Annotated in this window: 15 protein-coding genes and 1 pseudogene; 9 read left to right on the plus strand and 7 right to left on the minus strand. The window is 52.2% G+C overall.

Annotated features, from left to right (window positions below):
* Window positions 1–518 precede the first annotated feature (518 nt).
* Window positions 519–842: a hypothetical protein gene (locus F3J40_RS18755; RefSeq protein WP_167016999.1), complete on the minus strand. Its 324-nt coding sequence runs from the start codon at window positions 840–842 to the stop codon at window positions 519–521.
* Window positions 843–1,583 (minus strand): NADPH-dependent oxidoreductase, encoded by a 741-nt coding sequence (locus F3J40_RS18760; protein WP_167017001.1) that lies wholly within the window; start codon window positions 1,581–1,583, stop codon window positions 843–845. It lies immediately after the preceding gene.
* A 145-nt stretch (window positions 1,584–1,728) separates the two neighbouring features.
* Here F3J40_RS18760 and F3J40_RS18765 point away from each other — a divergent pair, with 145 nt between their 5' ends.
* Entirely contained in the window at window positions 1,729–2,202 is a 474-nt protein-coding gene (locus F3J40_RS18765) for a GNAT family N-acetyltransferase (protein ID WP_167017003.1), read from the plus strand.
* A gap of 111 nt (window positions 2,203–2,313) precedes the next feature.
* A complete protein-coding gene (locus tag F3J40_RS18770; RefSeq protein WP_167017005.1) occupies window positions 2,314–3,606 on the plus strand; it encodes an OprD family outer membrane porin in 1,293 nt (430 codons plus the stop codon).
* A gap of 47 nt (window positions 3,607–3,653) precedes the next feature.
* On the opposite strand, the gene fraE is transcribed toward F3J40_RS18770, so the two are convergent.
* Window positions 3,654–4,697 (minus strand): fructose-asparagine asparaginase, encoded by a 1,044-nt coding sequence (gene fraE, locus F3J40_RS18775; RefSeq protein ID WP_167017007.1) that lies wholly within the window; start codon window positions 4,695–4,697, stop codon window positions 3,654–3,656.
* 330 nt (window positions 4,698–5,027) lie between these two features.
* Here fraE and F3J40_RS18780 point away from each other — a divergent pair, with 330 nt between their 5' ends.
* The 3 genes from F3J40_RS18780 (at window position 5,028) to F3J40_RS18790 (ending at window position 6,644) form a co-directional block, all read left to right on the plus strand.
* A complete protein-coding gene (locus tag F3J40_RS18780) occupies window positions 5,028–5,237 on the plus strand; it encodes a YMGG-like glycine zipper-containing protein (protein ID WP_017349235.1) in 210 nt (69 codons plus the stop codon).
* Window positions 5,238–5,401: 164 nt separating this feature from the next.
* Window positions 5,402–6,040 carry a glutathione S-transferase family protein gene (locus F3J40_RS18785; RefSeq protein ID WP_167017009.1) on the plus strand — a complete coding sequence of 213 codons (639 nt, stop codon included), beginning with the start codon at window positions 5,402–5,404 and terminating at the stop codon, window positions 6,038–6,040.
* A gap of 31 nt (window positions 6,041–6,071) precedes the next feature.
* The gene (locus tag F3J40_RS18790; RefSeq protein ID WP_167017011.1) at window positions 6,072–6,644 is read left to right on the plus strand and encodes a flavin reductase family protein; all 573 of its coding nucleotides are present in this window, start codon (window positions 6,072–6,074) and stop codon (window positions 6,642–6,644) included.
* A gap of 47 nt (window positions 6,645–6,691) precedes the next feature.
* Here F3J40_RS18790 and F3J40_RS18795 read toward each other — a convergent pair whose 3' ends face one another.
* The 4 genes from F3J40_RS18795 to F3J40_RS18810 form a co-directional block, all read right to left on the minus strand.
* Window positions 6,692–7,132, minus strand: coding sequence for a 6,7-dimethyl-8-ribityllumazine synthase (locus tag F3J40_RS18795; protein WP_167017013.1), 441 nt, complete (start codon window positions 7,130–7,132; stop codon window positions 6,692–6,694).
* 512 nt (window positions 7,133–7,644) lie between these two features.
* Window positions 7,645–8,403 carry an ABC transporter ATP-binding protein gene (locus F3J40_RS18800; protein ID WP_167017015.1) on the minus strand — a complete coding sequence of 253 codons (759 nt, stop codon included), beginning with the start codon at window positions 8,401–8,403 and terminating at the stop codon, window positions 7,645–7,647.
* Between the two features lie 10 nt (window positions 8,404–8,413).
* The gene (locus tag F3J40_RS18805) at window positions 8,414–9,154 is read right to left on the minus strand and encodes an ABC transporter permease subunit (RefSeq protein ID WP_167017225.1); all 741 of its coding nucleotides are present in this window, start codon (window positions 9,152–9,154) and stop codon (window positions 8,414–8,416) included.
* A gap of 117 nt (window positions 9,155–9,271) precedes the next feature.
* On the minus strand, window positions 9,272–10,267 hold the full coding sequence (locus F3J40_RS18810) for an ABC transporter substrate-binding protein (protein ID WP_167017017.1): 996 nt from the start codon (window positions 10,265–10,267) through the stop codon (window positions 9,272–9,274).
* Window positions 10,268–10,598: 331 nt separating this feature from the next.
* Here F3J40_RS18810 and F3J40_RS18815 point away from each other — a divergent pair, with 331 nt between their 5' ends.
* The 4 genes and pseudogenes from F3J40_RS18815 (at window position 10,599) to F3J40_RS18830 (ending at window position 14,875) form a co-directional block, all read left to right on the plus strand.
* On the plus strand, window positions 10,599–11,495 hold the full coding sequence (locus F3J40_RS18815) for a LysR family transcriptional regulator (RefSeq protein WP_167017019.1): 897 nt from the start codon (window positions 10,599–10,601) through the stop codon (window positions 11,493–11,495).
* 117 nt (window positions 11,496–11,612) lie between these two features.
* On the plus strand, window positions 11,613–12,563 hold the full coding sequence (locus F3J40_RS18820; protein ID WP_167017021.1) for an efflux RND transporter periplasmic adaptor subunit: 951 nt from the start codon (window positions 11,613–11,615) through the stop codon (window positions 12,561–12,563).
* A 2-nt stretch (window positions 12,564–12,565) separates the two neighbouring features.
* A pseudogene (locus F3J40_RS18825) lies at window positions 12,566–13,747 on the plus strand (efflux RND transporter permease subunit); the annotation flags it as partial.
* Window positions 13,748–13,771: 24 nt separating this feature from the next.
* Window positions 13,772–14,875, plus strand: a complete 1,104-nt coding sequence (locus F3J40_RS18830; RefSeq protein WP_240155538.1) for a heavy metal sensor histidine kinase — start codon at window positions 13,772–13,774, stop codon at window positions 14,873–14,875.

Genomic DNA, 14,875 nt, shown 5'->3' on the forward strand with positions numbered 1-14,875 from the left:
GATACAGGCTTTATTCAGCCTTGTCCTGACTTTATATAATGCCAATTATATAAAGCCAGAATCATGAAATGGCGGTTTAATGGCTAAATTGTCTTTAATTTGTGCAGATTGAGATCAAAACACTCGCCTGTAAAATCGAGATGCCTTGGCCTGTCAGGGGAGTCGGGTTACGACGTGGCTCGCTCCGATGTTCCTGTTCTCCGAAATCGATACGGTTGTTTTTGTCTGTAAAGCAGGTCAAGGTCAAAACACTCGTCTGTGAAATCGAGATGCCTCGGCCTGTCAGGGCAATCGGGCTACGACGTGGCTCGCTCCGATGCTCCTGTTCTCCGAAATCGACACGGTTGTTTTTGTCTGTAAAGCAGGTCAAGGTCAAAACACTCGTCTGATAAATCGAGATACTTCGGCCTGTCAGGGCAATCGGGCTGCGACGTGGCTCGCTCCGATTACCCTGCCCTCCGAAATCCATACGGTTGTTTTGCCTGAACATAGGCTGTCTGGAAGTTAAGCACTGAAACTCACCAAGGGCTGGGGCTGCTAACAGCCGCACTGCTGCTTCTGGGAAGATGATGGGGGGTATGACAGCAAATGCCTCTGGCACATGGATGTGCCAGCGGATCGCAGGATGCGGATTTCTTTGCAGTCATACCCCCCATTGTCTGACCTGTCACCTGAATCCACAGCGGATTCTCAAAGCGCGCACCGGCCAGGTTGGGCAGGTTGGGCAGGTTGGGCAGGTTGGGCAGGTTGGGCAGGTTGGGCAGGTTGGGCAGGTTGGGCAGGTTGGGCAGGTTGGGCAGGTTGGGCAGGTAAAGATGATCCTTTTCCCTGCCCGGTGTCACTTATTTATCGTTACCGAAACCTTGTTTCAATAACGCCGGTAACACATCCGGGAAGTACACTTTTTGATAATAACCTGCAACGCTATCGCTCCAGTTTTCACCATCATTGCGACCGGTATTCTGCCAGTGCTGCACAATTTGCTGATTATAATTTGCAATGCTTTCAGCTAATTGGCTGTTATCGTAACGCTCTTCATGCCGGAAAGTGCCAATCGGCAAGCGTGGTTTCTGATGAGAAGGAACATCAACGTGACCGATAACTACGCCCGCTACCGGGAAAGTGTGCTGCGGTAATTGCAGATGTTCAATCAACTCCTGAGGCACACGACGGATCCCACCGATCGGAACAACACCCAGGCCTTCGGCACGGGCTGCTGCTAAAACGGTACCCAGTGCAATGCCTACATCGGTGGAGCCAGAAACAATACTTTCAATACTCTCATGCGCCACTTGTTCTTTACCGGCGGCAGCAATAGCCTGCTGGCTCTTGTGCATATCCAGAACAAAAGTCAGGAAAACCGGTGCCTTAGCAATCCAGGGTTGGCCGCCGGCAATCTGCGAAATTTTCGCGCGTGAGGCCGCATCACGGGTCACAATCACTGAAACTTGCTGCGAATTGACTGAAGTGGGTGCGCGATACGCCGCCTGAATAATACGATCGAGTACCGCTTCGTCTACGGGTTGATCGGTAAAACTGCGATCGCTTTTATGGCTGGTGAAGATATCGTTTAATGAACTCATACATCCTCCGATTGTGTGCGATGGAGAATAACAGCACTTGCGGGTAGCCAGTTAACCGCTTATGCGATCACACGATAAGTGCAGAATTGATATAAACTTTGCACCACAAAAGCGATCATTTCAGCCCGGAAAAAGCAGGGGAATTATGGATATCAGCATCAGAACGTTGTCAGCCACGGATTATCCTCACCTGGCTCGTATCTATTTTATTGCCGTATATGAAGGAACGCGTGAGCTTTATTCTTTTCAGCAGCGGTTTGCCTGGGCAGGTGAAACTATCGACCTTGCCGCCTGGCAACAACGCTGCGAAATGTTGCAGGGGTTTGTCGCCGTAAAAGAAGACGAACCCGTTGGTTTTCTGGCAATGGATGAAAAGGGTTACATCGACCTGCTGTTTGTTCTGCCATCATTTGCACGTCAGGGGGTTGGGGCACAATTGCTCGATCGGGCACAGCAACTTGCTCAGCAAACAGGCGTAGAAAAGCTAACTGCATTCGCCAGCTTAGTTTCCCAGCCCTTTTTTAGTCGTCAAGGTTGGGAAATTTTATCCAAAGAGGTTGTCGTCAGAAAAGGTGTTTCGCTTGATCGTTATGCAATGCAAAAAGACTTGAGCCACTAATGCTGCTACGTTGAGGGTTTATTTACAAACTATTTAATAATCAGTGCGTTATTGAGCTATCGTTTAATGCTGATGCTAATAATTATCATTTTAATTAGCATAAGAAATCTCATGGAACGAATAACGACAAAACGTCACTTGCTCTTAACCCCTCTGGCTCTGGTCACCGCTGCGATTACACATACTGCTACGGCGGGCATCATCGATGACAGCCACATTGATTTAACCAGCCGCACGCTGTACTACAATAACGACACGCGTTCAGTGGCAAAAAATCAGCCAACCGGTGAGCAGTTAGGGCAAGGATTTATCCTGGAAGGAAAGTCCGGCTACACAGAAGGGCCAGTAGGGTTCGGTCTGGATGCGATTGGCCTACTGGGGGTAAAACTTTACGGACCCACAGGAAATAATATTTCCACCGGCATGTTCCCACAACATGATGATAATAGTGCGCCGGGCAGTTTCGGTGCGTTGCGTCTGGCGGCAAAAGCCAGGATCAGTGAAACGCAACTCCGGGCGGGTTATCAAACCATTAATCTGCCTGTAATCAAAACCAACAACGGTCGTCTGTTACCCTCCCTGTATCGCGGCTACACGCTACACTCTGATGACATCGATAACCTGGTGCTGGACGCCGGTTTTATTGATCGTGTTGAAGGACGTAATCAAACCCACTATCAAAAGCTGAAATCCACGGGTAAAGCCAGTGGCTTCAGTTCGGGCTTTAGTTATGCCGGGGGCCGCTATACGCCGATCAAACCGCTGGCTCTGAGTTACTACTTCGCTCAACTGAATGATTTTTATGATCAAAACTATTTGGGTATCCAGCACAATTTAACGCTGGGTGCCGGGAAACTCACCACCGATTTGCGTTATTTCAACAGCCAGGGCAACGGTAATCGCTACGGCGGCAGTGTGGATAACAATGCCTATGGTGCAATTGTGACTTACAGCCTGTGGGGAAACAGCCTGGGTCTGGGTTATCAGCAGTTAACCGGATCCAGTGATTTTCCCTATCTCGATCCCGGTCAGACGGTTGACGGAATCTCAACTGACACCACCGGCGGATCAACCGGTTTAGTCACGGAATCTCCGCTGTCGAAATTCAAAACGGCGCATGAGCGGGCATTCGTCATTCGTTACAGCGTGAAGTTGGATGCGATCGCTAGTGGACTGCGTTTCAACAGCAGCTATGTTTCAGGGCATCACGCCCGGGCTTCAGGCAGCCAGGTCAATCAAAATGAGTGGGTGCGCACTGTAGGGCTGAGTTATCAACTGCCTGCGGAGTGGGTGAAGGGCGTCACGCTGGACTGGAAAAATGTGACTTATCGTACCAACATCACCGGTACGCGCAGTCAGGATCAAAACATGTTGTCCGTCACGTGGAAGTTCGGCCTGCTTTAATACGCTGGGAACATCGCTCCGCTTGAGTTGCGGAGCGATAAAACCGATCAGTAGGTATGGAAATATTGCTGAATCAGTTCAGGATTTTTTGTTTGGGTCAGGGCGGTCATCAACAGAATACGTGCCTTGGCCGGATTTAGCGAGTCCGAAACCAGACCTGGTTGCTGTGAATCGACCGGCACAACACCGCTGCCGGTGCGAGAAGCACGTACCACCACGATACCGGCTTTCTCTGCTTTCTCAATTCCCGCCGCACTGCGAACTGAAACAGAACCCGCACCTGTCCCCGCATAAATAATGCCTGCGGCATGGTGGGCGATTGCCGCATCATACATATATTCCGGATCATCCTGATACCCGTAGATGATCACTACCTGTGGCAGGGTTTTCACCTGACGCACATCAAACACTGAGCGCAGCGTATGAATTTTCTCAACGCGCGTTTCAAACTCGGGTTTTCCACCCACGATCACACCGAGGTATCCCTCTTCGGGCGCTTTGAACGTGTCCAGCGTGGTCGCATTGGTTTTGGTAACAAAACGAGCAGCACCGATGCGATCGTTAAGGACAACCATCACGCCACGTCCTTTTGCATCGGGATCTGCCGCTACGGTAACCGCTTCCAACAGGTTCATTGGACCATCTGCACTGATTGCCGTAGCAGGTCGCATTGATGCGGTGAACACCACCGGCTTGTTACTCTTCACCGTCAAGTTCAGGAAGTAGGGGGTTTCGTCTAAGGTATCAGTACCATGAGTGATTACCACGCCATCCACATCATCTTGTGCCAGTAACTGGTTAACCCGATCGGAAAGTTTGAGGATGACATCGCTGGTCATATTTTCACTGCCGATATTCGCCACCTGTTCACCGGTGACATTAGCGACCTGTTTGAGTGCAGGAACGGCGTTGATCAGCGTATCCACGCCTAGTGCGCCTGCTTTATATCCCGTGGTTTGTGTGCTGCTAGCCGCTGAACCGGCAATAGTACCGCCCGTCGCCAGGATGACGATGTGGGGTAATTTTGTGGCACTAAAAGCGCCAGCGCTGAGAGTCAGTAACAGCGTTGCGACTAAGGCTTTATATTTCATTCTATTTGCTTCTCCAGAAATTAAAATCAACCAGATAAAGCAAAAACGATGCCAGCTTATTTTGCTGATTATTTAACCGTTATTAGCCTCTGTGACAACCAATACACACGGTCATGTTGTTAGCCAGTGCAATGGCGAGTGAAAGCGCACCATTTACAGGCAGCCAATCACAGTACCATTAAAAAATAGGAATTTTTACCTAGGCGTAAAACACGAAAAAATCTAAATTAGCTACGCCGGGCAGTGTGTTCCAACGCTGCTTTGAGGTTTAAAAAACAATCACATTTAACTTTTTTACATTCCATTAGTATTAATGGTGATGGGGCTTTCATGCTGGTAAATCGCAGCTTTAAAATCTCGGTAGTATTACTTCTTACGCTCTCTGTTACCGCTTGTGGTATGTCACATCGCGGCAGAAACACCGCCATTGGTGCAGGTGTAGGTGCGTTAGGCGGTGCGGTTCTTACCGGCGGCAGCACCTTTGGTACGTTGGGTGGCGCAGCCATCGGCGGTATCATTGGGCATCAAGTTAGCCGTTAATTGCAGCATGTCACGTCCCGGAAGCCGCTTCGGGACGTGATGGATTCACCTCATATTAGTACTTATTCCCACCCCATATTTCCCCGCCACTTCTGACCAATGCCATCGCTGCGCTTAAGTGATAAGGTATTTAGCTACTGTGCCAGTCGTGAAAGGAAGGAAAAATGCTGGAAGTCTGGGGTCGTAAAACGTCGTCCAATGTTCAGGCGTTAATGTGGTGTATTGGTGAACTGGGCTTACCTTATCAACGTCATGACGTTGGTCATAAGTATGGCGGTACTGATACTGACTGGTTTTATGCGTTAAATCCCAACCGTACCGTCCCCGTTCTTCAGGATGGTGATCATCCTCCGCTGTGGGAAACGGGTGCTATTTTACGGTACCTTGCAAGTCGCTATGGCCATGATGCATTTTGGCCAGCGGAGCTCTTTGCTCGCACAGAAGTCGACCGCTGGCTCGAGTGGTCTAAAATCAATGTGGCGTTGATGTTTACTGCTCCGGTGTTCTGGCACGTAGTGCGCACGCCGTTGGCACAGCAAGATAGTACCGCTATTCATAAGGCGGTAACACAGCTTGAAAAATCGCTGTTGATTGCCGAACAGCAGTTAAAGAAACACGCTTTCCTGGTGGGTGAACACCTCACTCTGGCGGATATTCAGTTCGGCCACATCTTATTCCGTTATTACGACATCGATATTGAGCGTGCACCGTTACCCGCCCTGGCATCTTATTATGCGCGTTTATGCGAGCGTCCCGCTTTTCTTGAACATGTTTGCGTCTCATATGACGATTTACGTGCCTGATCGCAATCAAAAACCAAAGGAATCACCCTCCATGAATCATTATCTTGCGCCTGTCGAACTGGAGAAAGCCTACCGTTTGATTAATCATGGCCCAACGGCGTTGGTTTCTTCTCAGTATCAGGGCATTGAAGATGTTATGTCGGCGTCGTGGGTTTGTGGCCTGGAATTTAAACCGGCCAAACTTACGGTGGTGTTGGATAAAGCGGCGTATACCCGCCAGTTGATTGAAAAAAGCCATCAGTTTGTGATCCAGGTGCCGACCGCTCGTCAGGCGCAAATGGTGCATTATCTCGGTACGCATACCCGCTACGACGAACCGGATAAACTGGAAACGTCAGGGGTAGAGCTATTTCGGCTGCCAGAAATTCCCGTTCCGCTGGTCACAGATTGCGCGGCGTGGCTTTACTGCGAGCTTATTCCTCTGGAACAGAACCAGAATGAACACGATCTGTTTATTGGCGAAATTAAAGCCGCATGGGCAGACAGCAGAGTGTTTCGCGACGGGCGCTGGGTATTTGAGGAAGTGTCGGAAGAGTGGCGCAGTCTACATTACATCGCGGGCAAGCGTTTCTATACCACGGGTCCAGCGCTTGACGTTGAGTAGCCATAAAATAACCCGGCCCTGTGAAGGTGCCGGGTCATGAAGGGCAATTACAGCTCGCTGCTCAGCTGATGAATCGCTAATACTGCGCGCGCCGCTTCAGCGCCTTTCTTGATGAAGTGAGTCTGGAAGAAATCAATGTGCTCATCAATAGGCTGGAAGTTGTGTGGCGTTAACGACACTGAGAACACCGGTACGTTGGTTTCCAGCTGTACGTTCATCAGGCCATCAACCACTGCCTGAGCGACGAAGTCATGGCGGTAGATACCACCATCAACCACCAGTGCGGCGCAAACAATCGCGTCATACTCGCCAGTTGCTGCCAGTCGTTTGGCTAACAGTGGCATTTCAAATGCGCCAGGGACATCCAGAACTTTCAGCTCTGCATTGACTGACTTCTCCTGCAACTCCTGTTTAAAACCAACCAGAGCATTGCCGACGATTTCCTTGTGCCAGTTGGCTTTAATGAATGCAATTTTCAAATTTTTCATAAGGCTTCCGAAACCATTTTTTTCCAGTAAGTATTCAACTGCGTTATGCTGTTGGTATACCACATCTGCCTATTCTGAGCTACATCAAAACCAGCAATGCTTTTTCGTTACGTGCGGTCATACGGGTTTTATGGTGATAAAGGCCATTTTGGCGGCATTTCCTCCAAAAAAAGCTCTTTTTTCAATCAGCTCTGCTATCGCCCACCCCAGGAAAGATGTGTGATCCAGAAGATTAGAGGCACAGTTTATTTATTTACTGTTATGTTCCAGGAGTGCATGAAGAACACCTTCAATCTGCATTGTCTCCTGTACAGCAGGACAGCAGACACCGAATGCGCAAGTTTCAACAGATCGCTGAAGTGACAAGCTGAAATATTTTGTGAAGCTCACTCTCAGCCCGACGTCATTGTCGGGCTGATACGTACCAATCTCATCTCGATCATTTTAAGTGGGAAAGAGCAGGGCAAAACGGGTTTTTCCCTGTTCAACCTTCATCAAAAGGTAGCCTCCCGTTAGATGGTGAATTCTGCCTGTGTGCTCTGATGTTCCGGCTGATGCAGGATCTTGCTGAGAATCAGTTTCTTGTAGTGCAGCAGGTCCTCTTCGGCGGTGTGCGGGCGACTGAGCTCAATACGGACATCCAGCGCGATGTGCTGGTGCGCCATAACGATCACCCGATCCGCCAGCCGCACGGCTTCGTCCACGTCATGGGTAACCAAAATGCCGGTGAAGCGCTGCTCCAACCAGACATTCTCGATCAGCGCCTGCATGTCAAGGCGGGTGAGGGCATCCAGTGCACCGAGCGGTTCGTCCAGCAGCAGTACGCGCGGTTTGGCAACCAGCGCGCGCGCCAGCGCCACCCTCTGTTTCTGCCCACCGGACAGCACGCCCGGCCAGCTGCGCTGCTTATCAGCCAGACCGACTTTGGCCAGCACGCTCCGCGCCACGTCGTAGTCCCGACTCGGCGAGCCGGAACGCACGTTGTCCAGCACACTGCGCCAGGGCAGCAGACGCGCTTCCTGGAACAGTACGCGGACGTGCGAGTTGACGCCGTCGATCGGCAGATGGTTGATGGCGATCGTGCCGCTACTGGGCTGCTCCAGCCCGGCGATCATGCGTAGCAGCGTACTTTTACCGCAGCCACTGTGGCCAACGATGGCGACGAACTCGCCGGGTACCAGCGTCAGGCTGACGTTGTTGAGGATGGACACGTCGCCGAAACGCTTGCTGACGTTGTCGAGGGTAATGCCATAGCCGTTGGGTGTCGTCATGATGGATTTCCTATTGATTGCGCCAGCGCAGAACCCGGCGCATCAGCGACGAAGCGATGACGTCGGACAGTTTACCGAGCAGCGCATAGATGATGATGCTCAGCACCACCTTGTCCATTTGCATCAGCTCGCGGCCAGTGATGGCCATGTAGCCGATACCCGCATCGGAGGCGATGGTTTCGGCAGCAATCAGCACCAGCCACATGATGCTGAGCGACAGCCGCACACCGACCAGAATCGAAGGCAACGCGCCGGGGAAGATGATGTCGCGGAACATTTCCATCGGTGTGAAGCCGTAGACTTTGCCCATCTCCAGCAGGCCGCGATCAATGTTCCGGATACCGTGAAAGGTATTGATGTACACCGGGAAAAACACGCCAAACGCCACCATAACGATTTTCACTTCCTCGCCGATACCAAACCAGACGATAAACAGCGAGATCAGGGCCAGCACCGGAATGTTGTGCACCATGTTGATCGTAGTGCTGAGGGTAATTTCAGCCCGCCGCGATATGCCGTTGAGCAGGCCGAGTACGAAGCCAATGCTGCCGCCGAGCGCGAAGCCTGCAAGGGCGCGCCGAGCGCTGACGTACATGCTTTCGGACAGATCGCCATTCTCCAGACTGGTGACAGCGCGCGTTACCACCTCAAACGGCGACGGCAGGATAGTGCGGCTGGCTTCGTTCAGGCTGGAAAGGTACCAGACGATCAGTAGTACAATGGGCAGCAGCCAGGGGGCGAGCAGGCGCATCAGCCGTGCCAGCGCTGGTTTGAACCGCGACGCAGAGATGACGCGCGGCGGCTGAATCACCGACTCGCCGGTGAGTGAAACGGGATGATTTTTCTGCATTGCGGTCGTTCCGTGAAGTTATTTGGGAAGGTGGCTGGCAAGGGACTGATTGATTCCATCGGTCAGTGAGGTGTCGTAGAACGTGGCGACATCGACCGGTTTTTCCAGCAATCCAGTGGCGTAAAGTGTGTCGGCCACGTCCTGCTGGGTCTTGCGCGCTTCAGGTGAAACTGTGGTGTCGCGGGTTGGGCGCTGGGCGAACTCAGCTTTGGTGTCTGCCAGCGCGACGTCGTAGGGGCGGCCGGTCGGGTCGGCGGAGACTTTAGCCCAGGCTTCCGGGTGCGTTTGGGCATAGTAGTACGCGGCATTCAGGCGTCCGATGTAGTCTGCGAAGGCGGCACGTTTGCCGGGGTCTTGCAGCGAAATTTGTGACGCCACGATAGGGAAATTGCCGGACAGAATATTTTCGGCGCTGGCCAGTTGATGAGCACCGCGCAGCTCGGCGGCCCTGATCGAGTTGCCGTAGCTGGCGAAAGCATCGATGCCGCCGCCGAACAGCGCGGTGACGCCGTCGGCGGTGGTAATTTCCACACGCTTAATGTCGTCCCACTTCAGACCGGCGCTTTTCAGCATCTGATAGAGAAAATAGTGCGCGGTGGTGGATTTAATATAGCCGACGCGTTTGCCTTTTAAATCCGCCACGCTTTTTATCGGCGAATTAGGCGGAACAATCAATTCCTGATGCAGCGTGGTGCTGTTTTGAATCGCGATAATTTTGAAATTACCCTTATTTGCTGCCAGCGAAGCAAATACCGGTGGAATTTCGCTGGTGACGGCGAAATCCACTTTGTTAGCCGCCATCGCTTCCAACCCCAGAGCGCCGCCCTGGAAGGTCTGATAGGTCACGCGATAGGGTGTGTCGTCCAGTTTAGCCAGCTTTAACACTGCCTGTTCGACCTTCCAGCCGGTACTGGCCACGCTCAGCGTGGTCTTGCTCAGATCGGGAGCGGCGATAGCGCTTTGTGCCCCCAATGTCAGCAGGGTAAATACCCAGCCCAAAGTTTTTATTCTCATTTATTATTTCCTGTTGTGTTGGCGTTTTTAATTGATGCTATGGCAATGTTATTGCCGGTTCGAGAATAAGGTAGTTTTTATGATGTTTGTAGAATTTCGTAATGCTTTATATTGCATTACTTATGCGGCAATTTACTGCACAAGTATTTACTGTTGCGCCTGCCCATAAATCTCAGTAACCGCGAACATCTCGCCAATCCCCTCTCACATGGATAAATTTCAGCGGCGTCGATCCGGGCGCAAAGGTTTTTTTCCCTGTTCAACCTGAGCGTATTTCGCCTATATTCCCCCTTTGGTATGCCGCTGAAGGGTACAAAGGTGAAAGCGTAAAATGCTTAAAGAAAACTTTAACGACCTCATTTACCTGGTCATGGTCGCGCAGGAACGCAGCTTTACGCGTGCAGCCGCAAAACTGGGTGTTTCGCAATCGGCATTAAGCCATGCCATCCGGGGTCTGGAAGAACGCCTGAATGTACGCCTGCTGACCCGTACCACACGCAGCGTTGCGCCGACGGAAGCAGGGGAACGTCTGGTGCAGAGCGTTGAACCAATGATCAACGACATCGAAAAAGCGCTGGTGAGTGTTCAGGAGAAACAGGGCAATATCTCCGGCAATATCCGCATTACCGCCGGTGAACACGCGTTGACCACCACGCTGTGGCCACTGCTCAAACCCTTTCTCCAACAGTACCCGGAAGTGAACGTTGAAATGTCGGTGGATAATACGCTGACCGACATTGTCAGCGGTCGGTTTGATGCCGGGGTGCGCTTAGGCGAACAGGTCGAGAAAGATATGGTCGCCGTCCGTATCGGTCCTGACTGGAGTATGGCGACCGTGGCTTCACCTGGCTATTTTGCCCAGCACGGTATTCCGGCCACGCCGTATGAGTTACAACATCATAACTGCATCAATATGCGGCTTCCCACCCTGGGGGGAATATACAACTGGGAATTTCGCGATGGCGATAGGGAGATCAAAGTCAAAGTTGAAGGCCAACTGATTTTTAATAATTTGTCCTCACGTATTGATGCCGCAGTTTCTGGCATGGGCATCGCCTATGTGCCGGAAGACAGCGTAAAGTCTCTGATTGCAGAGGGGAAACTCCAGCGCATTCTACAGGCATGGTGTACACCGTTTAGCGGGTATTATTTGTATTACCCCAGCCGCAAACAACACACCGCAGCCTTCGCGAAACTGATCGACGCGGTTAAGTACCGGCCATCGTAAAACACCTTCCCAAAATCGATAGTCACGGCAAGATGACAGGATTGTCATCTTGCTAACCCCTTTCTGTAGAGATCACCTCAGTAGACTGGCCCCATTTCTTATTCACAGTGAATAACCATGACATTACTTCGCTCAAGACCCTCGCTGGTTATCGGTCTTATTTTGGGTGCCGGCCTCCTTTCTTATTTCCTCTTTCGTCAAAACAGCAGTGCAGCATCGGTTCAAAAAGCAACCGAGCCACTTGTCAGCCTGAGTCAGGCAGAGATGAAGTCCGTACCGCTGCGGCTTTCCACTCAGGGACATGTGGTGTCACTGAATCAGGTGGATATCCAGTCTCAGGTAACCGGAACGGTAGCCTCCGTGGCTTTTAAGGAAGGGGATTTTGTTAAGCAGGGACAGCTGTTATTTACGCTGGACGATAGCACGCAGCAGGCTTCGTTACGCCATGCGGTGGCGGCACTGGCGGAATCCCACTCTGCGTTGACCAAAGCGCAGAACGATGTTGCCCGTGGCCGCAGCTTAAAAGCGAAGAATTATATTTCCGCCTCTGACTGGGACACGCTAATCAGCACGCAGCAGCAGTATGCGGCGCAAAGCAGCGCCGCGCAGCAGGATATCGAGACGGCGCGGGTGCAGCTGGGCTACACCAAAATTTATGCCCCCGTTAGCGGTAAAACCGGCGCGCTGAACGTCCATATCGGGAGTCTGGTGCAGCTCGGTAGCAGCTCACCGATGGTCAGCATTAATCAGTTCGATCCTGTCGGCGTCTCGTTTACTCTGCCCGAAGCCAGCCTCAATGCTGTGCTGTCCGCACAGAGTCAGGGGCCGGTAACCGTGTGGGTGAAGAATGCCAGAGGCGAAAAGGTGGCAGGGCAACTGGATTTCATCAATAACACCGTGAGTACCAATACCGGGACGATGGCCTTTAAAGCACGATTTTCGAATGCCGACCATCTGCTGTGGCCAGGGGCTTATGAGGATATCACTGTCGATGCCGGCTCGCAGAGTGCCGTGGTGCTGCCGCCTGCGGATTTGATGCCGTACTCAGCGGTTACGCACGCGCGTTGAACGTGGTTATCGCCCATAAGATATCGATGGTGCTCGCGGCACTGGCGACGGTACTCCTGACGATCTTCCTGTACTGGATCGCACCGAAAAGCTTCTTCCCACAGGAGGATATCGGCCAGATCACCGCGAATATCGATACGCCACAGGACATGTCCTACGATGGCCGTCTTGCCGTGGCGCAGCAGATCGGCAAAACGCTGCTGGCTGACCCGGCCGTGGCGGATATGGTCACCAAAGTGGATCATGACACCACACAAGTAGTACTCACGCTGAAAGACCTCTCGCGGCGCCCGGCCATGCCACAGTTTGTGCAGCAAATGCGTGCCGAAACAAGCTATATGCCTGGGATCACGGTGTTTTTCAGCCCGGTGCAGAACCTGAAAATAGGGGGGCGTTCGTCTAAAAGTAGCTATCAATACACGCTGCAATCCGTCAATAGCAGCGATGCGCTGGCGCTGAACAACTGGGCAAATAAACTGATGGAGGGGATGAAAAAAACCGGCGTATTTGTGGGCGTTAACAGCGACTCACAGCTCAACGGGCTGGAAGCCGACCTGAACATTGACCGTAACAAAGCTTCACTGCTTGGCGTTGATGCCGATCAGATCCGCAGTAACTTGTATGCGGCATTTGGTACTCAGCAGGTCTCAACCATCTACGCGCCGGAAGACAGCTACGAAGTGATTATGGAAGTGAAGCAGCCGTTCCGTCAGAACGAAAGCGATCTGTCGAAGATCTATGTCCGTTCTGCCGCCAACACGCTGCTACCTGTGACAACCTTCACCCATATTTCTCGTATGCAGGGCATAACCGCCGTTAACCACCAGGGACAGCTACCCGCGATCACTGTCTCTTTCGACCTTGCACCGGGTAAGTCACTGTCAGATGCCACCGCGGCGATCGCCCAGGTGGAGCACGACATGCAGATGCCTACATCGGTCTTTGGTAGCTACGCTTGACAGGCGGCGCTCTACCAGCAGTCGCAGAGTAGCCAAATCTGGCTGATTGTCATGGCACTGGCGGTTATTTACGTGATCCTTGGCGTGTTGTATGAAAGCTGGATCCACCCGCTGACCATTTTGCTGGGCTTGCCCTCGGCGGCGGTAGGCGCGCTGCTGGCGCTAAGGCTGGCTCATCTGGATCTCACCTTTATCGCCATGATCGGTATTCTGCTGCTGATTGGCATCGTCAAGAAGAATGCCATCATGATGATAGATTTTGCACTGGTGGCGCAGCGACAGCATAATGTTTTTCCACCGCCATCCCGTGACTTTACCTACCGCTCATGGCGCTATCACCAAGGGGAGATCAGGGAGAAATACCTGATCGCTTCAACCAATTTCATTCTGAAAGGAAACCAACCCTGGCTGGTTCAGGCGGCGCTTAATGTCTCACGGAACAATGAAATTATTGAAGATTACTGGCAGCGCATGCAAATTGCGGTAGCGCTGTCTATTGTGGTCTTTTCCGCCATTGGCTACTGGCTTGCCCGACGCGGCTTGCTGCCCCTGCGCAAGATCAGCCGGGAAATTGAGGCTATTGATGCGGAAGATTTGCATACACGCCTTGCTACACGGCACTGGCCGCACGAACTCAACACCCTGGCGACCTCCTTTGACCGGATGATGACGCGGCTAGAAGCGTCCTTTAAACAGTTAAGCCGTTTCTCATCCGATATCGCTCACGAGCTTCGCAGCCCGATTAACAACCTCATCTCAGCCGCCAGCGTGACGCAAAGTAAAGACCGTAGCCCGCAAGAGTATCGGGAGACGCTGGCCGAGATCATCGAGGAGGGCGAAAGGCTCTCGCGCATGATTTCCTCGATGCTGTTTCTGGCGAGAGCAGATAACAGCCGCGAACCGTTGCATCGCGAACCGCTTAATAGCGTCACAGAGTTTGAACGTCTGATGGGTTATTACGACATTCTGGCGGAAGAGAAAAATATCCGTTTAACCTGTGAAGGCGATGTCTCTTTCCATGCCGATGCGCTTCATCTACAACGCGCGCTCTCTAATCTGCTGTCAAATGCGATTCGCCATACCGGATCGGGGGGAGCCGTTTATCTCAAGGCATCTCGGGAGAATGATACGGTATTGCTGGCGGTGCAGGACAATGGTGAAGGGATCAGCCCGGAATATTTGCCGTATATCTTTGACCGCTTTTATCGCGTGGATGCGGCCCGAAGTAGGGCAGAGCACACCGGGCTGGGGCTGGCGCTTGTAAAGACAATCGCAGAACTGCACGGCGGCAGAGTCAAGGCGGAAAGCACTCCAGGCCAGGGCAGTTGCTTTACCCTGATACTGCCTCTGTAG

The sequence above is a fragment of the Candidatus Pantoea multigeneris genome, from assembly GCF_011752615.1.
Taxonomy (GTDB): domain Bacteria; phylum Pseudomonadota; class Gammaproteobacteria; order Enterobacterales; family Enterobacteriaceae; genus Pantoea; species Pantoea multigeneris.